The sequence below is a fragment of the Streptococcus suis genome (genome assembly GCF_019856455.1).
Classification (GTDB): Bacteria; Bacillota; Bacilli; order Lactobacillales; family Streptococcaceae; genus Streptococcus; species Streptococcus suis_AE.
Genome location: NZ_CP082205.1, coordinates 1159784 through 1182000, shown reverse-complemented (window position 1 = coordinate 1182000; position 22217 = coordinate 1159784). Strand labels below are relative to the sequence as shown.

At 40.3% G+C, this 22217-nt stretch carries 18 protein-coding genes and 1 pseudogene; 6 read left to right on the top strand and 13 right to left on the bottom strand.

Annotated features, from left to right (window positions below):
- Window positions 1-355 precede the first annotated feature (355 nt).
- Window positions 356-1477, top strand: a complete 1122-nt coding sequence (locus K6969_RS05830) for an IS110 family transposase (RefSeq protein WP_321537483.1) — start codon at window positions 356-358, stop codon at window positions 1475-1477.
- Window positions 1478-2155: 678 nt separating this feature from the next.
- Window positions 2156-3014: pseudogene (locus K6969_RS05825) on the top strand (IS630 family transposase); the annotation flags it as partial.
- Between the two features lie 127 nt (window positions 3015-3141).
- On the opposite strand, the gene K6969_RS05820 reads toward K6969_RS05825, so the two are convergent.
- From K6969_RS05820 to uvrC, 5 genes are all read right to left on the bottom strand, one after another.
- A complete protein-coding gene (locus tag K6969_RS05820; protein WP_002943677.1) occupies window positions 3142-3306 on the bottom strand; it encodes a hypothetical protein in 165 nt (54 codons plus the stop codon).
- 279 nt (window positions 3307-3585) lie between these two features.
- The gene (obgE, locus tag K6969_RS05815) at window positions 3586-4899 is read right to left on the bottom strand and encodes a GTPase ObgE (protein WP_171942680.1); all 1314 of its coding nucleotides are present in this window, start codon (window positions 4897-4899) and stop codon (window positions 3586-3588) included.
- 201 nt (window positions 4900-5100) lie between these two features.
- Window positions 5101-5229, bottom strand: coding sequence for a DUF4044 domain-containing protein (locus K6969_RS05810; RefSeq protein ID WP_002935474.1), 129 nt, complete (start codon window positions 5227-5229; stop codon window positions 5101-5103).
- A gap of 171 nt (window positions 5230-5400) precedes the next feature.
- Entirely contained in the window at window positions 5401-5553 is a 153-nt protein-coding gene (locus K6969_RS05805; protein ID WP_321537482.1) for a hypothetical protein, read from the bottom strand.
- Window positions 5554-5944: 391 nt separating this feature from the next.
- Entirely contained in the window at window positions 5945-7714 is a 1770-nt protein-coding gene (gene uvrC, locus K6969_RS05800) for an excinuclease ABC subunit UvrC (protein WP_171942679.1), read from the bottom strand.
- Window positions 7715-7914: 200 nt separating this feature from the next.
- On the opposite strand from uvrC, the gene K6969_RS05795 reads away from it, so the two are divergent.
- From K6969_RS05795 to K6969_RS05780, 4 genes are all read left to right on the top strand, one after another.
- Window positions 7915-8658, top strand: a complete 744-nt coding sequence (locus K6969_RS05795) for an ABC transporter ATP-binding protein (protein WP_011922278.1) — start codon at window positions 7915-7917, stop codon at window positions 8656-8658.
- Window positions 8655-8882 (top strand): hypothetical protein, encoded by a 228-nt coding sequence (locus tag K6969_RS05790; RefSeq protein ID WP_321537481.1) that lies wholly within the window; start codon window positions 8655-8657, stop codon window positions 8880-8882. Before K6969_RS05795 ends, K6969_RS05790 begins: the two co-directional genes overlap by 4 nt.
- A gap of 83 nt (window positions 8883-8965) precedes the next feature.
- Complete coding sequence (locus K6969_RS05785) at window positions 8966-10087, top strand: IS110 family transposase (protein ID WP_015445098.1); 1122 nt, start codon at window positions 8966-8968, stop codon at window positions 10085-10087.
- Between the two features lie 486 nt (window positions 10088-10573).
- Window positions 10574-11872: a permease gene (locus tag K6969_RS05780; protein ID WP_321537480.1), complete on the top strand. Its 1299-nt coding sequence runs from the start codon at window positions 10574-10576 to the stop codon at window positions 11870-11872.
- Window positions 11873-11899: 27 nt separating this feature from the next.
- Here K6969_RS05780 and K6969_RS05775 read toward each other — a convergent pair whose 3' ends face one another.
- The 8 genes from K6969_RS05775 to nox form a co-directional block, all read right to left on the bottom strand.
- On the bottom strand, window positions 11900-12343 hold the full coding sequence (locus K6969_RS05775; RefSeq protein WP_002935466.1) for a VOC family protein: 444 nt from the start codon (window positions 12341-12343) through the stop codon (window positions 11900-11902).
- 88 nt (window positions 12344-12431) lie between these two features.
- Entirely contained in the window at window positions 12432-13187 is a 756-nt protein-coding gene (gene ldcB, locus K6969_RS05770; RefSeq protein WP_079397226.1) for an LD-carboxypeptidase LdcB/DacB, read from the bottom strand.
- 960 nt (window positions 13188-14147) lie between these two features.
- The gene (locus K6969_RS05765) at window positions 14148-14912 is read right to left on the bottom strand and encodes a CPBP family intramembrane glutamic endopeptidase (protein ID WP_029173529.1); all 765 of its coding nucleotides are present in this window, start codon (window positions 14910-14912) and stop codon (window positions 14148-14150) included.
- Between the two features lie 78 nt (window positions 14913-14990).
- Window positions 14991-15674 carry a YjjG family noncanonical pyrimidine nucleotidase gene (locus K6969_RS05760; RefSeq protein WP_029173528.1) on the bottom strand — a complete coding sequence of 228 codons (684 nt, stop codon included), beginning with the start codon at window positions 15672-15674 and terminating at the stop codon, window positions 14991-14993.
- Window positions 15675-15989: 315 nt separating this feature from the next.
- Complete coding sequence (locus tag K6969_RS05755) at window positions 15990-16376, bottom strand: hypothetical protein (RefSeq protein ID WP_029173527.1); 387 nt, start codon at window positions 16374-16376, stop codon at window positions 15990-15992.
- A gap of 2 nt (window positions 16377-16378) precedes the next feature.
- Window positions 16379-18658 carry a DNA helicase PcrA gene (pcrA, locus tag K6969_RS05750; protein WP_029173526.1) on the bottom strand — a complete coding sequence of 760 codons (2280 nt, stop codon included), beginning with the start codon at window positions 18656-18658 and terminating at the stop codon, window positions 16379-16381.
- 538 nt (window positions 18659-19196) lie between these two features.
- On the bottom strand, window positions 19197-20408 hold the full coding sequence (locus K6969_RS05745; protein ID WP_029173525.1) for a Fic family protein: 1212 nt from the start codon (window positions 20406-20408) through the stop codon (window positions 19197-19199).
- Window positions 20409-20550: 142 nt separating this feature from the next.
- Window positions 20551-21918, bottom strand: a complete 1368-nt coding sequence (nox, locus tag K6969_RS05740; RefSeq protein ID WP_044760507.1) for a H2O-forming NADH oxidase — start codon at window positions 21916-21918, stop codon at window positions 20551-20553.
- Window positions 21919-22217: the final 299 nt, after the last annotated feature.

Here is a 22217-nt window from a genome sequence, read left to right as displayed (position 1 = left end):
TTTTACTATTAGCTAGCTATTTTTAGCTTCTATAAGCATTATACCCTACCCCCCCCCCCCGATTTTCAAGTAAAATCTTCCATTTTCCGCAACATACGCGAAAAGACGCATGTAACTTTTTTCTAGTTGCATGCCCATTCTGATATTGTGGATTGGTTACCTACAGGTCAATGGTCCTGACGCGAGTCCTATCTTACTCTCTATAGGCGTGGATCACAATTGTGCCACTTGGTCATTGATTACATAGACAATATGTAAAGACCCCCAGTTGAGAATTCGTGGATTTACCTGTACACTAGAATAAAAAAACAATCAACTTCTAACAGGAATTACCACACTCAATTGGAGGTCTTATATGTTTCATTTTACCACACTTTTCATCGGAATGGATGTTCACAAAGAAAGTTTTTCACTCTGCTATTATGATATGATGACCAATCAATTCAAACATAGCACTAAAGTTGGTCCAAATGTTAGCTATATTGTGAACTATGTGAATGAGCTTCGTCGTTTATATGGTCAAGATGCAGAAGTGTTATGTGGCTACGAAGCCGGATGTCTTGGATTTACCCTATATCACCAGCTACAAGCTCACGGGATTCCCTGTATCGTGATGGCGCCTACAACGGTGATGAAGGAAGGATCTAAGCGTGTTAAGACTGATAAAAAAGATGCAGCTCAGCTCGCAAAAGCTCTGGCCTTTCGTAGCTATCGGCCTGTTCATATTCCTACTGTTGAGGATGAACAAGTCAAAGAATATATCCGCATGAGAACAGACCACAAAGTGGCTCTGAAGAAAATCAAACAACAAATTCTTGCCTTCTGTCTCCGACATGATTTTCGCTATACCGAGGGAAGCAGTAATTGGACACAGAAACATGTCCGCTGGCTCCGTTCCCTAAATCCTGATGGACTTTATGCAGAGATTTTGACAGAATATCTATTGACCTATGAGAAATTAGTAGATCAAATAGAACGGTATGATGCACGAATTGAGCAACTGGGTCAAAGCGACAGTTACCAAGAGAAGGTCTCACGGCTTTCTTGCTTTATTGGCATTAAAACACTAACTGCTCTTTCCATTGTGACAGAAATCGGTGATTTTAATCGCTTTGCGACAGCTCAACATTTTGCTTCTTATCTTGGGCTAACTCCTAGCGAAAATTCTAGCGGCGACAAGGAGAGAAGAGGTGCTATCACCAAAGCTGGGAATAGCCATGTGAGACGACTTCTGATAGAAGCTGCACAATCATTGGCTAAGGGGACGATTGGGTATAAATCCAAAGAATTGAAAAGGAGACAAAGTGGAAACCGAGTGGAGGTGATTGCTTATGCGGATAAGGCTAATGAACGCTTAAGAAGACGTTATCGCACACTTGTTCTAGGAAAAAATAAGAAACAAAATGTTGCTAAAACAGCTATTGCACGAGAATTGTCTGGTTTTATTTGGGGGATGATGACAGGAAGAATAGCTTGAAGTTAGCGCTTGTTTTCATGTACACTTTTGACCATTAAGTTTTATCATCGCAGAGCGATGAGGAATCCCTATTTCTATCCAAAATCACTGGGTGAATTTGGACAGAAATAAGGATTGAAATCATGTTTGAATGGAAAGTATCTTGAAGGAGTTTAGGACTTCAAGGTTTGAGTCATCTACGAAACGACTAAGTGGCACAATTGTGATCCACGCTTATAGAGAGTAGGACTCGCGGCAGAACCATTGACCTGTAGGTAACCAATCCACGAATATCAGAGTGGCCAATGCCCGAAGCTAAGAACTAGGCTCTTTCTAGATACTTTTCATTTTTTTATCAGTTCGATTGTTTTTACTTGACAAAGGGCTTTACATATCAGTCATTTGAATTAACTTTGATACATCGTCGCTTTCGCCTTGCCATACTTTAGTATAGCCTGCGCCTCAGCTCCTTGTCTGAAAGTTATACTGTTCAAAAAACAAAAACTAACGTATAATAGATTTATGAAACTTACTATCGAACAAACAAACGAATTAAAAACTTATTTGAAAGATAAAACCTATTCCCCATTTCATAGACGACTTCAAGTAATCCTATTCAGAGCAGAAGGGCTTAGTTATAAGGAAATCACTAACCTTATCGGCTATTCAAAGTATACAATCTGGTCCTTACAAGGCAAGTATGAGCTTGGTGGGATTTCAGCTCTAGTAAGAGAAACGCGAGGTGGACGGAACCGTCAATATTTAACCCTTCAAGAAGAGGAAGCATTTCTAAAAGAACAGTTAACAGCTTCACTAAATGGCGAATTTGTGACCATAAACTCTCTCTACGAAACTTATCAGAAACGGGTTGGACACCCTACGACCAAGGAAGGATTCTATGCCCTTCTGAAACGCCATGGTTGGCGCAAAGTGACGCCAAGACCAGAACACCCTAAAAAAGCAGACGCCGAAACGATTCTAGCGTCTAAAAATAAAATCTTCATTCACGAAAATAGGAAAGCGCTTCAAGAATAGTCGTCGCTATCATAAAGTCAGACTAATGTATCAAGATGAGGCGGGTTTCGGTCGGATTAGTAAAATTGGAAAGGCCTGGGCACCAAAAGGGGTGAGACCGCATGTACATAGCCACTATATTCGTGAGTATCGCTATTGCTATGGTGCTATTGATGCCCATACAGGAGAGTCCTTCTTCATTATCGCTGGGGGTTGCAATACAGATTGGATGAATGTTTTTCTCAAACAACTATCTGAAGCTTATCCTGACGATTATATTTTATTAGTGATGGACAATGCCGTTTGGCATAAATCAAGTACCTTAGAGAAACCACATAATATTGGTTTTGAGTTTATTCCTCCCTATACTCCTGAAATGAATCCAATTGAACAAGTTTGGGCTGAGATTCGAAAGAGAGGGTTTAAGAATAAAGCTTTTAAAACACTAGATGATGTGATAAACAAGCTTCAAGAAGTGATACGAGAGTTAGATTGGTCTATTTTAAAACCAATTGTTAGTAGACGATGGTTAAAAAACACTTGATTGGTTTGATTTTGATTTTTGTTGAGTATTAATTCATTCGACGATAAGATTACTACAGAACAAACAATCATATTTTTAAAATTCTTAATAAAAACCTGCTAGTCTTTTGAAACTAACAGATCTCTAATTATTCATTTTCCGATTTTCTTGCCAAACGCTCCCTCTCCAAACGTAATTTCCGATTAGGATTAAGTGTATTAAAAAGTTCTTCTAATTTCTCAGCATTCCATACATCGGCTGCTGAGACAAAATTTCCATCCTTATCCTTGAAGGATATTGGTTTATCGCCCATATTAACCTCCAACTATTTTATAGACTGTATACAAACGATCATTAACTGAATGAAATTAGTAAGGTAGCTAGCCAAGGTCCCCCTAGGACTTGGCGTAGTTTGACTAGCAAGTTAACTTGCAGTCAAACTGCTTACCTCGCTTCGAGGCTCGGGCTGAGACAGTCTATCCCCAGACTACCTCGCTATCGAATTTTTAGGCTCGGGTTAAAACTGTTCAACGGACATGGTCGCTTTCGTATTTCAAGGCGACCAGCTGAAAAAGTCCACTGGACTTTTTCACTAATCCACAAACTCAAATTCGAACTTGCCGATGCGAACGGTGTCACCATCTTTGGCTCCACGGGCACGGAGGGCTTCATCGACACCCATGCCACGCAACTGGCGAGCAAATTTCATGACAGATTCGTCACGATCAAAGTTAGTCATGGTGAAGAGTTTTTCTAATTTGTCACCAGATAGAACCCAGCTTGCATCGTCTGCACGGCTGATGTCAAATTCTGGCTCATCTGGGTTAAAGCCATAGTAAGCCTCCTCTTCTTGGAAATCTGATTCCTCGTAGAGCAAGAATTCAGGAGTTTTCTCTAGCAACTCAGCTGTGGCATCCAAAAGATTTTCCAAACCTTGGTGAGCAATCCCTGAGATTGGGAAAATCTGTGGCAATTCTTCAAACTCATCATAGTTGGCTGCCAATTTTTTCTTGAACTCTTCCAGATTTTCTGCCGCTTCTGGCATATCCATTTTGTTGGCAACGATAATCTGAGGACGCTCCATGAGGCGAAGATTGTAGGTTTCCAATTCATTGTTGATGGCTACGTAATCTTCATAAGGATCACGACCTTCACTTGCTGACATGTCCAAAACATGCAAGATAACACGTGTCCGCTCGATGTGACGAAGGAATTGCGTTCCCAATCCAACACCTTGACTAGCACCCTCAATCAAACCTGGTAAGTCTGCCACAGCAAATGACTCGCCAGATTTGGTCCGAACCATTCCCAAATTTGGCACAATGGTTGTAAAATGGTAGGCACCAATTTTAGGTTTAGCTGCTGTAATAACACTGAGAAGCGTTGATTTTCCAACTGATGGGAAACCTACAAGACCTACATCAGCCAACACTTTCAATTCTAATTCAAGATTGCGCTCCTCACCTGGTTCTCCATTTTCAGAAATCTCAGGCGCTGGATTCTTAGGTGTCGCAAAACGAATATTTCCACGACCACCACGACCACCGTGGACAATGACAAATTCTTGACCATTTTCAACCAAGTCGGTGATGACCTTGCCAGTATCCGCATCACGAACAGTTGTCCCCTGTGGTACTCGAACAATCAGGTCTTCCGCACCACGACCATGCATGCCCTTGGTCATCCCTTTTTCGCCATCGTCAGCTTTAAAACGACGGTTGTAACGAAAGTCCATGAGAGTACGCAAGCCTTCATCTACAACAAAAACAACGTCTCCGCCACGGCCACCATCACCGCCCCAAGGACCGCCATTAGGTACATACTTTTCACGGCGGAAGGCGACCATCCCGTCGCCACCTTTCCCTGCCTTGACCTTAATCTTGGCAGTATCTAAAAACATACTCATAATTTACCCTATTCTTTCCTAGAAAAAACGCTTAAAAGCGTTTTAGACCTGTATTCACAAGCGAAGTGCTCATATATAAGAAATCGTTTTTAGCTAATCAAGGTAGTTGTTTCAAAATACAGACTGTATGCTGAAAAAACTAACGATGAGTGTTTAAAAACTAGCCTTAGTATAGAAGTGCTGAACAGTGAATACAGATTCTTAATTCATCAATGCATTAATGGCTGGTAAAATCAAGCCAGCTAATGTCGCGACAACCATCACGACAACAATTACTAAAGTTACTTTTTCAAATGTTGTTTTCTTGTGTTTTTCTTCGCCGAACGCCATTGCTTTCTCCTTAATCAGTCATTGATAATTCATTTTACCATAAATTAGTAGAGCTTTCAAATCTCATCTCTACCTGCCAGAAGACAAGATTTACCAGATTATCTTAAAAGTACTGCTTTCCAGCTTTTGACTAGAAAGACAGTCCTCGTGCTTTTCAGAAATATTAGACAATCAACCAGATACCAAACGTTTTACTTTTAATCCAACTCCAACAATCATAAGCAAACTACAAATGTAATAAGCAACAGGCAATTCGATTATACGACTCCAGAATTCTTCTCCTAGAGCCAGAATGGATAAGCAATAAAAATACAATGTGACCATAAAAGTCATGATAAAAATAATCAGTTGAATATTTTTATCAGCTTGGTAATTAATGAAAAAGAAAGCTAAAAAGATTAGAATAGAGGACAAAGAAAACAAGTTTTGGCTGAAATACCGCCAACCTGACACAAGGATAACAGAATAACTTTCACTGTCCGTAGTATATCCAAACGGCAGTAGCATACACAATATGAACAATAGTCCAACTGCATGAGTGATATATCTTTGCATAGCCTTTACCTAACTCTCTATTTTACTAGCATCATTGTATTAGTAATAAATTGAAGCTTATCAAGTGCTTTATGTGTATATTATAATATATATCACCAAGATTATGAAGTATTTCGATGTATTTTTATTAGATTTTTGGATATTATTACACCATTTAGTTTTACTTCAACTTCTCCTTGACCAACTCAGCCACCTTATAGGGAACACCTGCTTCTGCGATTTCTTGCAGACTGGCCGACTGGATATTGCCAATGGACTTGAAATGCTTCATCAAAGCCTGCTTGCGTTTTGGTCCCAAGCCTTCTATGCCGTCCAATTTAGATGAGAAGGAATTTTTTGACCGAACCTGACGATGAAACTCAATAGCAAAGCGGTGAACCTCATCTTGAATCCGATGAAGGAGGAAAAATTCCTGTGAATTACGGGGTAATTCCACTACTTCCAATGGATTTCCAAAGAGCAATTCGTGTGTCTGGTGCTTGTCATTCTTCTGCAAACCTGCAATGGGAATGGACATACCCAACTCCTGCTCGATGACCTGCTTGGCGACATTGACCTGCCCCTGACCACCGTCAATGATAATCAAATCAGGCGGTGTCAAACCGTCCCGCAGTACCCGACTGTACCGCCGCTGCAAAACTTCTCGCATGGAAGCATAGTCATCCGGTCCCTCCACCGTCTTAATCTTATACTTGCGGTATTCTTTTTTATTAGGCACCCCATTTTCAAAGACCACCATGGCCGACACAGGACTGGTCCCCATAATGTTGGAGTTATCAAAAGCCTCAATCCGCACAGGCGTCGGAATCCCCAAAAGCTGACCGATATTCTCCACAGCACCGTAGGTCTTCTCCAGATTTTTCTCCAAAAGATTAAACTTCTGCTCCAGACTGACACGCGCATTCTTGGTGGCAAGAGCTATGAGCTGCTTCTTCTCGCCACGCTGGGGCTTGATGACCTTGGTATCGACCAGAGCTTCTACGGCTTCTTGGTCAATATCCTGCGGTATTAAGACCTCTGAGGGAATCAAATGTTGCTGGTCCCTGTAAAACTGACCGATGTAGGTCAAAAAATCTTCGTCCGCATCATTATAGTAGGGAAAGAGATTGACATTCCGCTCAATCAGTTTCCCCTGCCGAACAAAGAAAACCTGCACACACATCCAGCCCTTGTCCACGTAGTAGCCAAAGACATCGCGGTTTTGCAAGTCATGAGCCATCACTCGTTGCTTGGTCCGTAGGGTAGAAATGGATTGCAGGACATCACGGTATTCCGCAGCCTTTTCAAATTCCAAATTGCCAGCAGCCGCCTTCATCTTTTCCTGCACTTCCTTGACAATCTTATCATCATGACCTGTCAAGAACTGGGCAACTTCCTTGGCCATCTTGTCATAGTCAGACAGGCTGGGCAGGTTTTCCCCATGAGCCAAACATTGCCCCAAATGATAATAAAGACAATACTTGTTCTCAGGCAATTTACACTTACGGAAAGGATAGAGGCGTTCCAGCAGTTTGAGGGTCTGGTTGGCCGCACCCACATCTGGATAGGGACCAAAATACTGACCGCCATCCTTCTTAATCTGCCGAGTAATAATCAGCCGTGGGTGACGTTCCTTGGTAATCTTGATAAAAGGATAAGACTTGTCGTCCTTGAGCATGATGTTATAGCGAGGCTTGTTTTCCTGAATCAGATTGATTTCCAACAAGAGTGCCTCGATATTAGAATCCGTTACGATGAATTCAAAATCGGCAATTTCAGACACTAAGGCCTCTGTCTTGGTATCATGGGCACCACGAAAATAAGACCGCACCCGATTGCGCAGGTTTTTGGCCTTGCCCACATAGATAATCTTACCGTACTTGTTTTTATGGAGGTAACAGCCAGGACTGTCCGGCAGCAACTCCAATTTATGCTTGATTAAATCGTTCATAGGTCTATTATAGCAGATTTTTCTTCAATCATTAACTTGTGAAATTCTAAACATTTTTCTAAAAAACTATTGCTTTTGTACTAAGGTAGCAGTATAATAAATGTAATTAATTGTATATATTATTCGAAGGACATTTGGAATACGGCTTGGAATACCTAGAAAGCCCCTACTTTTAGTTCACGAATAACAAGGAGGTTACTATGATACAATTTGACCATATCACAAAAACATACGGCGAAACAATCGCACTTGATGACCTAAATTTGACAATTGAAAGCGGCGAGATTTTCGGTTTAATTGGTCACAATGGGGCAGGAAAAACAACGACAATCAGTCTACTGACTTCGATAATCGAAGCCAGTTATGGAACTATCTCTGTTGATGGTTTAAACCTAGAGGAGAACCGCGATGAAGTCAAAAAACGGATAGCCTATGTTCCAGATTCGCCAGACATCTTCCTACACTTAACAGCATTTGAATACTGGCACTTTATGGGCAAGGTCTATGGTGTAGAAAAGGATACAGTTGATGACCGTATCGCTAAACTATCTAGTCTATTTGATATGACAGCGCGCCAGCATGAGCCTATTGATAGTTTTTCACACGGTATGCGTCAGAAAACCATTATTATTGGTGCATTAATCCCTAACCCTGATATTTGGATTTTGGATGAACCCCTAACTGGACTGGATCCTCAGGCTTCATTCGACCTAAAACAAATGATGAAAGAACATGCTCAATCTGGTCACACCGTTCTATTTTCTACACACGTCCTTTCAGTAGCTGAACAACTCTGTGACCGCATTGCTATTCTCCGAAAAGGGCAACTCATTTTCGTAGGAAGTCTTGATGAACTCAAATCACAGTATCCAGATAAAGATTTGGAGACCATCTATTTGGAATTAGCTGGACGCCAACAAGTGAAGGCAGGTGAGGAAGTATGAGTAAATCCATCATTTGGGAACTAGTAAAGATTAATATTCTTTATTCCAATCCTCAACTTCTAGCTTCCGTCAAGAAGAAACAAAGTAAGCGCAAAGACGCCTCCTTTTCAGCCTATAAAAGTATACTCTTGCAACAAGTATTTATGGTTTTGAGTTTCGGACTTCTCTATTCTGTCTTTTTCATGGGAGTAGATTATAGACAATATGTAAAGACCCCCAGTTGAGAATTCGTGGATTTACCTGTACACTAGAATAAAAAAACAATCAACTTCTAACAGGAATTACCACACTCAATTGGAGGTCTTATATGTTTCATTTTACCACACTTTTCATCGGAATGGATGTTCACAAAGAAAGTTTTTCACTCTGCTATTATGATATGATGGCGAATCAATTCAAACATAGCACTAAAGTTGGTCCAAATGTTAGCTATATTGTGAACTATGTGAATGAGCTTCGTCGTTTATATGGTCAAGATGCAGAAGTGTTATGTGGCTACGAAGCCGGATGTCTTGGATTTACCCTATATCACCAGCTACAAGCTCACGGGATTCCCTGTATCGTGATGGCGCCTACAACGGTGATGAAGGAAGGATCTAAGCGTGTTAAGACTGATAAAAAAGATGCAGCTCAGCTCGCAAAAGCTCTGGCCTTTCGTAGCTATCGGCCTGTTCATATTCCTACTGTTGAGGATGAACAAGTCAAAGAATATATCCGCATGAGAACAGACCACAAAGTGGCTCTGAAGAAAATCAAACAACAAATTCTTGCCTTCTGTCTCCGACATGATTTTCGCTATACCGAGGGAAGCAGTAATTGGACACAGAAACATGTCCGCTGGCTCCGTTCCCTAAATCCTGATGGACTTTACGCAGAGATTTTGACAGAATATCTATTGACCTATGAGAAATTAGTAGATCAAATAGAACGGTATGATGCACGAATTGAGCAACTGGGTCAAAGCGACAGTTACCAAGAGAAGGTCTCACGGCTTTCTTGCTTTATTGGCATTAAAACACTAACTGCTCTTTCCATTGTGACAGAAATCGGTGATTTTAATCGCTTTGCGACAGCTCAACATTTTGCTTCTTATCTTGGGCTAACTCCTAGCGAAAATTCTAGCGGCGACAAGGAGAGAAGAGGTGCTATCACCAAAGCTGGGAATAGCCATGTGAGACGACTTCTGATAGAAGCTGCACAATCATTGGCTAAGGGGACGATTGGGTATAAATCCAAAGAATTGAAACGGAGACAAAGTGGAAACCGAGTGGAGGTGATTGCTTATGCGGATAAGGCTAATGAACGCTTAAGAAGACGTTATCGCACACTTGTTCTAGGAAAAAATAAGAAACAAAATGTTGCTAAAACAGCTATTGCACGAGAATTGTCTGGTTTTATTTGGGGGATGATGACAGGAAGAATAGCTTGAAGTTAGCGCTTGTTTTCATGTACACTTTTGACCATTAAGTTTTATCATCGCAGAGCGATGAGGAATCCCTATTTCTATCCAAAATCACTGGGTGAATTTGGACAGAAATAAGGATTGAAATCATGTTTGAATGGAAAGTATCTTGAAGGAGTTTAGGACTTCAAGGTTTGAGTCATCTACGAAACGACTAAGTGGCACAATTGTGATCCACGCTTATAGAGAGTAGGACTCGCGGCAGAACCATTGACCTGTAGGTAACCAATCCACGAATATCAGAGTGGCCAATGCCCGAAGCTAAGAACTAGGCTCTTTCTAGATACTTTTCATTTTTTAATCAGTTCGATTGTTTTTACTTGACAAAGGGCTTTACATATCAGTCAGTCTATCGGTTTCTTTTCTCTGCAACTAGCGCTCTTTACCATTATTGCCATTGTCTACGGTTTTACAGGTTTCTTCTCCGTTTTCTACGATAGTAAGGATACAAAGTTGTATTTAGCACTTCCCCTGAAGCCACAAGAAGTCTTCCTCGCTAAAATCCTCTCTGCACAAGGGATGGTCCTACCCTTCCTCATGCCGTGTCTGTCTTTACTTCTAATCACTTACTGGCAAATTGGCGGTCCGCTCCTCGCCTTAGCTTCCATTCCTTCCTTTTTGATTCTCTGGATTTTAGTTAATTTAGTCAACCTGATTATCATGCACTTTGTTGGGGAAGTTCTGACAAAAAGCCCTCGTAAAACATTGATTTCTACAATCCTGATGACAGGTTCTTCCTTGATGGCTTTTGCTGCGCTCATGTTCCTGCAATCTCAGCAGACCGTTTCACTCGAATCCGGTGGCTTTGTTGATTTTCCTATCATACCCATATTTGCTGGATTCCATTACCTGGTCAGCCATACTATATCACTAGAAACACTCCTTCATTTTGGACTTCCTCTCATTTTGATGTTTGGACTTATTGTGTTTGCGTTTAAAACTGTCATCCCCAACTACTTTAATCAAGTTTTGGCGATTGAAAATGCTTCGACAAAACGGACCAATAATGCTAAGTCTGCCAAGATTCCTAGCAATCTCAATCAGGCTTTAGTGAAACACCACCTATCTACTCTTAAAGATAGCAACCTCATGGTCCAAACAATGATACAACCTATCATCATGGGGGTGGCACTGTTTCCAAGTTTTAGCCGTTTCACGGAGAATGGTGGTCTAAGTTCAGTTGGATGGGATTTCTTTGGTATTGCTCTATTAGCTGGATTCTTGCTTGGCAGTCTATTTGCTGGTTCTACAACCTTCATCGGAGTAGCCATGTCATTGGAAAAGGAAAATTATCATTTCATTCGAACGCTTCCTATTAGTTTCAAAAAATTTATCATTCAAAAATTCTGGGTATTGGCTGCCGTGCAATTTGCACTACCAACTCTACTTTACTTTGCTTTGGCTCTAGGTTTCATGAAAGTCAAACTCATTCTAGCATTCTTCTTTACAGTCGGCATCATCATTTCAGCCCTGCTAACTGGTCAGATTTATTACTGGCGTGACCAACGACTCCTCATGCTCAACTGGCAAAATAGTAACCAGTTATTTGGTCGCGGAGCGGGTCAATGGTTGATTGCTGGATCGATCATAGGAACAATGTTTCTCGGAGCCATTATTCTAGTTGTCAGCATCATATTAGCTGGCACTATTGGTGCAGCTTATGTAAGCTCAGCCTTGATGACCTTACTATTTGTTCTATCTGCTGCTCTTCAACTTTATATCTACAAAGCTTATTGGCAAAAACTAAAATAGATTGGACAAGGCCTTGTCCAATCTATTTTAGTTTTCTGCGTAATATTCCTGACCGTAGCCTTCTACTTCAGCATTGATTTGCCAAGAGATACCAAACTTGTCTGTTACATTACCATAGGCAGGAGACCAAGGAACTGCTTGAAGTTCCATATTGATAGCCGTTGCATCTACGGATAACTTGCTGTATAGTTCCTGCGCTGTCTCAGCATCGTCTGTGATAAGCGCAACTGTAATATTGTCACCTACTGTATAAGGCATTTCTGGGTTGTTGTCTGACAACATAAAACGTTGACCATTCAAACGAAACTGTGCATTCATCACGTAATTTTCTAGTTCAGCAGGACAGTCTGGTAAGAAATCTTTAAATAGATTTACTTGCTCAACTGTTGCCCCAAGAGCATTTTTATAAAACTCGATGGCTTCCAAACCATTACCATTAGTAACCAAGTATACTTCCATTGCTTTAAGCATGATGGACCTCCAAAATTATGATGGTTTATTATATCACGAGTTAGTTATACAGACAAATTTTTCGACTTATTTCTGACTAAATGTAAAATTAGTAATCTCCACCTGGTACACCAAAATATTCTTCCAAGGTCAAGCCTGAATTGTAAATATCTGTCGCTTCTTGACCAATATATCGTACATGCCAGGATTCTGCCATATAGCCTGTGCTAGACTCTTTTCCTGGAAGATAGCGGACAATAAAGCCATATAGATGTGCATTCGTAGCCAACCACTGAGAAGCATTGGGTTCTTCTAATAAATTACCACTTGTATCCAATAAATCAAAGGCTAATCCTGTCTGATGTTCACTATATCCAGCTCTTGCAGAATACCTATCTGCCGCTGCTTGTCCTTCCTGATTTACATAAGACTGGTAGAGACTTGCCTGAGTTTCATAGGAACGAAATCCACTGTAGTTATTGGAGACACCAAATCCTAGCGCCTGCATATCTGCTATTAATCGTTGAAAAGCTGCTAAGGCTTCAGGATTTTCGCTCGGTGCATAATCAGCTGCAAGCGGATGCTTTTTATTTGCGATAATCACTTCGCCATATTTTCCTTGTACACTATAATAGGAACCGTTAAAATTGACCTGAGTCTCTGTACTTGTTACTTCTTGATTCGTTTCCGCCGATGTAGAGCTGCTTGTTGACTGCTCCGAAGTTGTTGAAGCAGACTGACTTGAAGTAGTCGAAACAACTGTTGACGAATTTTTTGTAGTATTGGCCTGATTTGTATTTTGATGACATGCTGCTAGTAACAGTATTGTCGGCAAGCATAACAGAATAGTACGTTTCATTATCATCACCCCGTTCTCTTATAATTATGTCTATTGTAGCACAATCATAAGACCCCGTCTAATAACGGCTTATGATTTTAACTACTATTGATATTTTTAGTGTTCATTGAATTTCTCTCGATTCTTTCCCTTTAAAATATTGGTATCCACGATAACATACATGTCATAAATAGAAACGGGAGTGGGAAAGAACTCGACCAAAATAAAAAGAGTTGGTCAACAAGTCTTTATTTCTAGTTGTTGAGCTGAAACAGTCTATTCCCAGACATCAATTTATGTGAGCTGACTGCCGTCAGCTTATATCTCCCACTTTAAAAGGTCTCCCAGACCTTTTAAACTCCCACTCCCGTATAGCTCAAACTGTCTGGGGGACAGTTTGAGGTTGGAAATAGAGCGAACGAAGTTCGCAACAGTCGTTAAGTCAGAGTAGTGACTGTTAACCCCAATCAACCACTGCGCTGAGATGTTGACACGAACTCTGAGTAGTGGTCCTGGGCTTTTTGCCCAGCCTCGGACATATATGATGTTAAATAGTCGTATTCACAAGTAAAGTGATTTATATACAAAATAGTTTTTTAGGAAATACTGACTATGTTTTGAAAACTCCGTCTTAGCTAGAGATACTGAACTGTAAGTACAACTAGATACCTCATCAGTAGTTTCTAAACAAACATTATTGTTGATTTTTAGATGACATACCGTTTTTTATGATGTCTTCTACCTTCACATCCGGTTTATTATTTAGCACTCCTAAAAATACAAGAATACTAAGGATGACACAAATCGTCTGCTCGATTTGGTTTTATGATAAAGCAATCGAAATTTGACTGAACAGATTAAATATATCAGCACAATAAAACGGGTGATGATACCGAGTTGATAGAAACTACATATCATCATCCGTTTGTCAGCTGTAGGGAGAAAGAAATTTTATTCGATTAGCTTGATATCCGTTCTTCTCATTATTTACCCTGCAATAAACAATGAGAAGAAACTTGTACCAACCATATCCGCAAGAGCATGCCCTAAGAAATATGGTAATAAATTATCATTTTTCCTTGTGTACATGTAGTAATAGAAAAGGCCGAAGGCTACACCAATAACAAGAGCAGATACCATTCCTTGATAGGTATGGAAAGATATACGGACAATTGTTGAAAAGAGTAAGACCAGCGAACGCTTTTGCTTATCTGTACTCAACAATAAGCCTAAGAAAAAGAACTCTTCATAGAAGCCATTAAACAAGGAATAGATAACTGTGCTGTAGTCAACGGCTAGGAAACGGTTGAGCACCGTCATGATATTCCAGTCATAATAAGGCAAGTATCCGAGGAAATTATACCCACCAGACAGACCTGGAATATATGAAAAAGCTGTAAATGCCAAATCGCTAATCAGGCCCGCACCGATGAAAATCAGTGGTCCCCAGAGCAAAACTCTCCACTCTAATTTTACTTTTAGCTGCTTGAAATCATAATTCCGAATCAATAAATACACCAGGGCAAACAGGAATAATTTTCCTTGATTGGCTAGAGCCCACCAATTATCGGCTGGACTAAACGATAAAACCCCTGTTTCAACGGTTTCTGTTGCGGAAAATGATGCTATCCATTGCATGGTTGAGGTATAAATAGCATTACCACATAAAATCGTTGTGATAATAATCAAATCTATCCAAGTGAGTTCTTTTAGGGGCTTGGTTGGACGAATACGTCTCAGTAAGCTTTTCACTTTTTCCTCCTTATATTTTTGTACATATTCTTTCTGTATAATTATATACTAAAATCCTTATAAGTTTCTTAAAATATCTTATAACAAATCTAATAATTCTTGATAGCTATGAATGGTATAGGTTGGAACTGCCTTACTATTGTTTATCATATGAGTCGGATTGTACCAAACAGTATCCATGCCCGCATTATTGCCACCTTGAATATCTGATGTCAAACTGTCTCCAATCATTAAGGCTTGGTCAAACTGAAAACCTGCAATCTGATCTGCTATTTTTTCATAAAAATCAGCCGCAGGCTTTTGCGTCCCCATCTGCTCAGAAATAAATACTTCTTTAAAATACGATTGAATCGGTGAGTGAAGCAAGCGATTTTCCTGTATATAGGTCACGCCGTTGGTCGCTGCATAAATCTGGTAGCCTCGGTGTGTCAATTCCTGCAAAAGCTTATCTGCACCTGTAAAAATTTGTCCCTGCCGCCCAATAAATTCTTGGTAGCGCAAGGCCATCTCCCTTCCATCAACTTGCCGACCAAAGTGGGCAAAGGTCCGTGAAAAGCGGGTGTTTATTAGCTCTTTCTTTGTAATGTTCCCTTTTTCCAAATCCTTCCACATACCCTGATTGAGCGGTCGATAGACTTCTTTAAAAGCTTGAATATCTTCAACCTCCATAGCTGTCAAAAACTGGGTTAAGGCTACTTCTTCTCCACGATTAAAGTCAAGAAGAGTATGGTCAAGATCAAAGAGTAAGTGTTTGTATTGCAAGATGATAAGTCCTTTCTAAGCAGAAACTACTGAAACGATGTCAGGCAGTATATCTAAAGTATACCACAGTTTCTAAAAAAATATCTCTGTGTCCTAGACTCTATTATACTGTTTTTCAGATTTCATACTCTTTAAAACGTTGTCAACTTGCCTCGATGAGTGAAAAGCTCCTGTGGAGCTTTTTAGCCTGTTTCCTTGAAATAAGAAAGCAACAGAGTTCTATCATCGGCTTCGTTTCCTAGGCTACTTTTGATTTTCGAAGAGTATGAATAAAAAAAATACAACACATTTAATGCATTGTATTTTAATCACTATCTATATTTCCAGAAAATTAGCCACCGCTTCTTTTTTTCTAAAAATGGGTAACATACGATCACTAAGTCCACTCTGTAACAAGGGCCTATACTTCTTAATGTACTCCTTTTCTTTTTTTCTTCTGATTCCCATCGCTTCTTCAAGCTCTAGAATTTCAAACATTAAGATAAGGTTTTGATCACGAAGGGTTTCAGTGGTCATCCCTAAATACTCTGGGTATTTTCTCAACTGATATAAATGTTGTGCACATCTTATCAGCATAGAAAATGATTCACCGATATACAAAACTCGTCGTTCACCATCATCTTTCTGAAGCGATATTTGATATACTCCTCCCTTGATGGCTTTTATAACATCATTTTGAAAAAATTGTACCTGAAGATTCATCCCTACTCTTCCTTACTAATCGGTGCTAAGCTTGCCAAGACTTTTTTGAGTCCCATTTCTGGGAAATTGATTTTGAGTTCTTGGTTGCTGCCTGAGCCTGATACTTCAAGGACTGTTCCGCGGCCCCATTTCTTGTGGACTGCGATGTCACCAACTGACCAGTTGGTGCCTGAGCCAGACGATTTGTTACTTGATGCGAAAGGCATGCTACCTCCGAGCTTAGCCGATGGTTGTACGGATGCTTTTCGACTTTGCATGGCTTGTTGCAAACTCATGCCTTGTCCAAACTGTGTCGCTCTGCCATTGACATAAGAAGCCTTAAAGCTAGTATTGGCTGGGCGGGCAAGACCTTGGTAGTCGAGGAGGTCGCTGGAAATCTCCCGAATGAAACGGCTAGGTTGGTTGTAATTGGTCCGACCAAAGAGCAGGCGGGAGTTGGCATTGGTCAGGTAGAGGATCTGCTCAGCACGGGTGATGCCCACGTAGGCCAGACGGCGTTCCTCCTCCAACTCAGCTTCCTCTTCTGAAGCACGGCTGAGCGGGAAGACATTTTCTTCCATGCCAATCAGGAAGACAACTGGAAATTCCAGACCTTTGGCTGCGTGGAGGGTCATAAGAGTCACTTCTGAAGATTCTGTATCGCCATCATCTGTGTCAGCAATCAGTGCCAAATCAAGCAGGAAGCGTGTCAAGCGATCCAGACCTGTCTCTTCTTCCTCTGTATCCTTTTCGTCAAAGTTTTTGGTAACAGACAGGAATTCTTGAATGTTTTCTATGCGAGCATTGGCTTCCAGCGTATTTTGTGCTGCAAGGGCATCGATGTAGCCTGTTTGGTTCAATACTGCCTCGACTACTTGGGTAACCGTCAAATTGTCTAATTGATTGCGAAGATTATAGAGGAGATTGGCTAGGTCAAAGACTGCCTGTGCTGCCTTACCTTTAATCGGCGATAACATAATATCCTGAGAAGCTTCTAGCAAGGACATGCTGTGGCTGGTCGCAAAATCACGGAGTTTGTCAACCGTGCCAGGTCCAACGCCACGTTTTGGCTCATTGACAATGCGTTCATAGGAAATATTATCCGATGGATTTGCGATGATATTCAAATAAGAAATCACATCCCGGATTTCCTTACGACTGTAGAACTTGGTGCCTCCAACCATGGTATAAGGGATATTAGATTTGAGCAAGGCTTCTTCAATGGTACGGGATTGGGCATTGGTACGGTAGAGAACTGCAAAATCCTTATAAGCCTTGCCTTCTCGGTGCAACTGGTCAATCTGCCCTGCGACAAAAATCGCCTCGTCATTTTCATCCCGAGCACGATAGTAGGTAATCAAATCCCCTTGGGCATTCTGTGTCCAGAGTTTTTTGGGACGTCGATTGCGGTTGTTTTCGATGACCTCATTGGCAGCCTGCAAGACGTTCTTGGTCGAACGATAGTTTTCCTCCAAAAGCACAACCTTGCTCTCTGGATAGTCCTTTTCAAAGTCCAGGATATTTTGCATATCCGCACCACGCCAACCATAGATCGACTGGTCCGCATCACCGACCACGCAGATATTCTTGAAACGTGATGCCAGGAGCTTGACTAATTGGTACTGGGCATGGTTGGTATCCTGATACTCATCGACATGGATATACTGGAATTTCTGCTGGTAATAGGTCAGGACCTCTGGATTTTGGTCAAAAAGGCGGAGCGTCAACATGATCAAATCATCAAAGTCAACGGCCTCTGACTGTCTTAGTTCCTTTTGATAAGCCGTGTAGCATTTAGCAACAATCTGCGTGTATAGGTCACCTGCCTGCGCTTCAAACGCCTTGTCATCAATCAAGTCATTTTTGGCATTGGAAATGGTTCCTAGAATAGAACGTTCACTCCACTTTTTCGGATCTAGATTGAGACTTTTTAAAATCCGTTTCATGAGGCTACGTTGCTCGCCTGGATCGACAATGGTAAAATTGCGATTATAACCAATATGGTCAGCATCCCGACGCAAAATCCGCACACACATGGAGTGGAAGGTAGCAATCAAACAGTCTTGCGTAGCAGGATTGAGGGCGTAGGCCCGCTCCTTCATCTCACGCGCCGCTTTATTGGTAAAGGTAATGGCTAAGATATTCCAAGGATTGACCATTTTTTCATCAATCAAATAAGCGATACGGTGAGTCAGGACTCGCGTCTTACCCGATCCAGCCCCTGCCATAATCAAGAGCGGACCTTCCGTCGTCTGCACCGCTTCTGCCTGTCTGTCATTCATTCCGTTTAATAATGGGTTCATTTTCTCATACTTTCTTAGAACATGTATTACAAGTGGAGTGCTTTTAAATAAGAGATAGTTTTTCGCTAATCAAGGTAGTTTTTTGAAGGAATACCAACTGTATCGTCATTTAGTTTTTCTGTTATTACTTCGACGTACGAGAAAACTTCGTTTCCCTATTTCCAACTTCAAACACTCCACTGGAGTGTTTGAACTCGCCTTGCCTGATTGAAACAGTCTGGGGGACTGTTTCAAGTCAATGTCTAGAAACAAGAAAGCATTGAGTTATGCCTGCGGCTGTTGATGCGAACTTTGTTCGCTTTATTTCCAACCTCCAACTATCTACCAGATAGTTGGAGCGAGTACTAAAAGTAAACTAAAAGACTATATTTTGAAAAAACTAACGATGAGTAGCTGAAAAACTAGGCTTAGATGGAAGTACTACACTGTGAATACAGGTTCGTTATAATCATTCTCTCCATTATACCAAAAAATCACTCGATAAGCAGTTGCAATGTGATAGATGGCAAGTAAAAAAGCCCAGCCGAGGCCGGTGCTATTAAATATCTTTTATCAAATTAGAACTAACTTCATAAATGACTGGGGATGATTTCACTTTTGTCACTAAGCCCATTCCTTCCAGTGTTTTCAGAGTAGAATCAATTCTCGTCCTTTTGTATTTTCCGCCGAATGCTTCCGTTAATTCCTTGTTGCTGACGCCAGTATGCAAAACATCAAAAAGCTTATCTTGGGAAAGTATAAACAACAATTCTTTTTGAGGTCCCGTCAGGTCTAGACCATCTATCAAGATCCACACTCTATCTAATTGTGACTTCAACTTGCCCAACTTAGTCTTCATGTTCTCTTGTGCATTTAAAATGATTTCTAGCATGGTCCCTACAAACGGGGTCAAATCACCTCTATTTTTAGGGTGAGAAGTAATTGAGAAACCCTCCTCATACTTACTCTTATTTTGCAAAACAGACTCCGACAGAGACAACCCTGTTAAAAAATCTAATTTTCTAGACAGATAGGATGACATTAGGAAACGCCCCATTCTACCATTTCCATCATAGAAGGGATGTACATACTCAAAAAAATAGTGCGTAATAATTGATTTGATAATAAGAGGAATCTCCGGATTGTTCATAAAAATGATTAACTTCGTTAAATCTTCATTAATCGAAAACTCCGAGGAATTTCCTTGGTGAACATAGGAATTTCCATCTCCGACATAAATCACTTTTTTTCTAAAAAGCTCTCCATCAGGCTTTTCATCTTCTGACATCTCATCTAAAAATAATTGATCATAAATATTTCTAAATTTAGACAAAGAATCTATTTTCTCAAATTCATTTTTCAAAATAGAATGGTACATCGAAACGATTCCAGAAAACCTTTTATTTTTATCTAGAGAGTTATATGCCTCCTTTATTTCTTTACGAGTAGATTTGACTCCTTCCATATCATTGGTACTTTGGATTTCATCAATGATTTGCAAATAGAATAGCTTTTGCATCTGAACGCTTGATAAATCAAAATTAGAAAGAAGTTGGCTATTTTTATAAATCTTTTCAATATCCATGACATGGTTCGGAAGCAATACATAGAACAATTGGTGTTTATCTGCCAACCTTCTTTGTTCCCTCTTTGAAACAGGATTGATTGTCAATCCTGTTTTTATGGTAGCTAGACTATCAAAGCGTTTTTGATATTCCGCTTCATAATTATCAAAATCAGAATAACTCACAATTTCTAGTCTTTTGTACATAAAAACACCTCTTTTGTTTTTGAATTTCTAAAATTTTACCATTTTTAAAAATTAAATTCAAGTTTTTTTGATATTTTTAAATATAATTTCAATTTTTACTAAAAAAGCCCAGAGTCATCTCTGAGCTTTTGTATTCAATTAATTATTCAGCACCCAAGGCAGCTACTGTGATGTAGTTGTATGGTTTGTTGAAGTGTGGCAAGAAGAACAAGTCTGTCAATGCTAATTTTTCGATTGTTACGCCTTCTTGGATTGCCAATGAGAAGAGGTGGATACCCAATGAGATGTCTTCACGAGCAGCCATTTGCGCACCAAGGATACGACGTGAATCTTTATCGTAAACAATCTTGATAGTAACAGGGAAGTTACCATGCTCCATGAATTCTGGTTTTTGGTTGTCTGTTACTTCAGTAACAGTAGCGTTCAAACCAAGACGAGTAGCTTTTTCAAGTGTCAAACCTGTTGATACAAGGTTAAGTCCGTAGATAGAGATACCGTTAGAACCTTGTACACCGATACCTTCAAGGTCAGTACCACAGATGTTGTGAGCTGCTACGATACCAGTACGTACTGCGTTTGAAGCCAAAGCGATGTAGCTTGTGTCGCCAGTAGCGTTGTCGTAGATAGTTGCACAGTCACCGATAGCGTAAACGCCTGGGATTGAAGTTTCTTGACGTTTGTTTACAAGGAAGGCACCGTTACGGAAACGCTCGATTCCTTCACCTGCAAATGCAGTGTTTGGACGGAAACCAACAGCCAAGATAACCATGTCAACATCGTATTCGTTCTTGTCAGTGATGATTTTCTCAACTTTACCATTACCCGCAACTTCTTTAACAGTTTCGCCAAAGGCAAGTTGAATACCATGCTCTTCCAAGTTTTTAGCCATAAGGTCTGACAAGTCGCGGTCATAGTAACCAGCCAAACATGTATCTACAACGTCGATAAGGATAACTTCTTTACCTTTACGTTGGAATGCTTCCGCAAGCTCAACACCGATGTAACCAGCACCAACTACTGCTACGCGGTTGATGTCTTTGTTTTTCAATTTTTCAATAACATCTGCTGAGTTTTGGTACAATTTTACGAATTGCAAGTTTTCAAGAGTTGCTTCAAATTCAAGAGAACCTTCTTTGATTTCAGCTCCTTTGATTGGTGGCAAGATAGGTTGTGAACCAGTTGCGAAAAGAAGTTTTTCAAATGATTCAACATGTTCTTGACCATTTACAAGTGCAGTAACTGTTTTTGCATCGTAGTCAATATTTGTAACAGGTGACTCCATGTATACTGTCGCGCCCAAGCTCTCCAACTCTTCTTTGTTTGAGTAGAAAAGTCCTTCAGGACCGCCAATTTGCTCACCAATCCACAAAGCCATACCACAACCCAAGAATGAAATATTTGAGTTTTGGTCAAATACAACGATTTCGTTTTCTTGACCATAATTTGTCAACATAGTTTTGATTGCGGCAGTACCAGCATGGTTAGCACCGACAACAACGATTTTAGCCATAATGTGAAATCTCACTTTCGAAAATATATTTTTTTACAAAGTCTATTATACACTAAAAATGATACCGATTACAAAATTTTTGCTCAGAATATCACATTTTTTTCAAAAAGTTTTTAAAATGCTATTTTCTTTAAACAATGTAAAGATATATAAAAGCAAAAAGGGAGTGGGAAAGAACTCGACCAAGATAAAAAGAGTTCGTCAACAAGTCTTTATTTCTAGTTGTTGAGCTGAAACAGTCTATCCCCAGACTGTTTCACTCCCACCCCCGCATAGTTCCAACTGTCTGGGGGACAGTT

Coding starts and splice junctions, on each gene's coding strand:
- K6969_RS05830 (WP_321537483.1), top strand. CDS start 356: ATGTTTCATTTTACCACACTTTTCATCGGAATGGATGTTCACAAAGAA.
- K6969_RS05820 (WP_002943677.1), bottom strand. CDS start 3,306: ATGGGCGATAAACCAATATCCTTCAAGGATAAGGATGGAAATTTTGTC.
- obgE (WP_171942680.1), bottom strand. CDS start 4,899: ATGAGTATGTTTTTAGATACTGCCAAGATTAAGGTCAAGGCAGGGAAA.
- K6969_RS05810 (WP_002935474.1), bottom strand. CDS start 5,229: ATGGCGTTCGGCGAAGAAAAACACAAGAAAACAACATTTGAAAAAGTA.
- K6969_RS05805 (WP_321537482.1), bottom strand. CDS start 5,553: ATGGTCACATTGTATTTTTATTGCTTATCCATTCTGGCTCTAGGAGAA.
- uvrC (WP_171942679.1), bottom strand. CDS start 7,714: ATGAACGATTTAATCAAGCATAAATTGGAGTTGCTGCCGGACAGTCCT.
- K6969_RS05795 (WP_011922278.1), top strand. CDS start 7,915: ATGATACAATTTGACCATATCACAAAAACATACGGCGAAACAATCGCA.
- K6969_RS05790 (WP_321537481.1), top strand. CDS start 8,655: ATGAGTAAATCCATCATTTGGGAACTAGTAAAGATTAATATTCTTTAT.
- K6969_RS05785 (WP_015445098.1), top strand. CDS start 8,966: ATGTTTCATTTTACCACACTTTTCATCGGAATGGATGTTCACAAAGAA.
- K6969_RS05775 (WP_002935466.1), bottom strand. CDS start 12,343: ATGCTTAAAGCAATGGAAGTATACTTGGTTACTAATGGTAATGGTTTG.
- ldcB (WP_079397226.1), bottom strand. CDS start 13,187: ATGATAATGAAACGTACTATTCTGTTATGCTTGCCGACAATACTGTTA.
- K6969_RS05755 (WP_029173527.1), bottom strand. CDS start 16,376: ATGAATCTTCAGGTACAATTTTTTCAAAATGATGTTATAAAAGCCATC.
- pcrA (WP_029173526.1), bottom strand. CDS start 18,658: ATGAACCCATTATTAAACGGAATGAATGACAGACAGGCAGAAGCGGTG.
- K6969_RS05745 (WP_029173525.1), bottom strand. CDS start 20,408: ATGTACAAAAGACTAGAAATTGTGAGTTATTCTGATTTTGATAATTAT.
- nox (WP_044760507.1), bottom strand. CDS start 21,918: ATGGCTAAAATCGTTGTTGTCGGTGCTAACCATGCTGGTACTGCCGCA.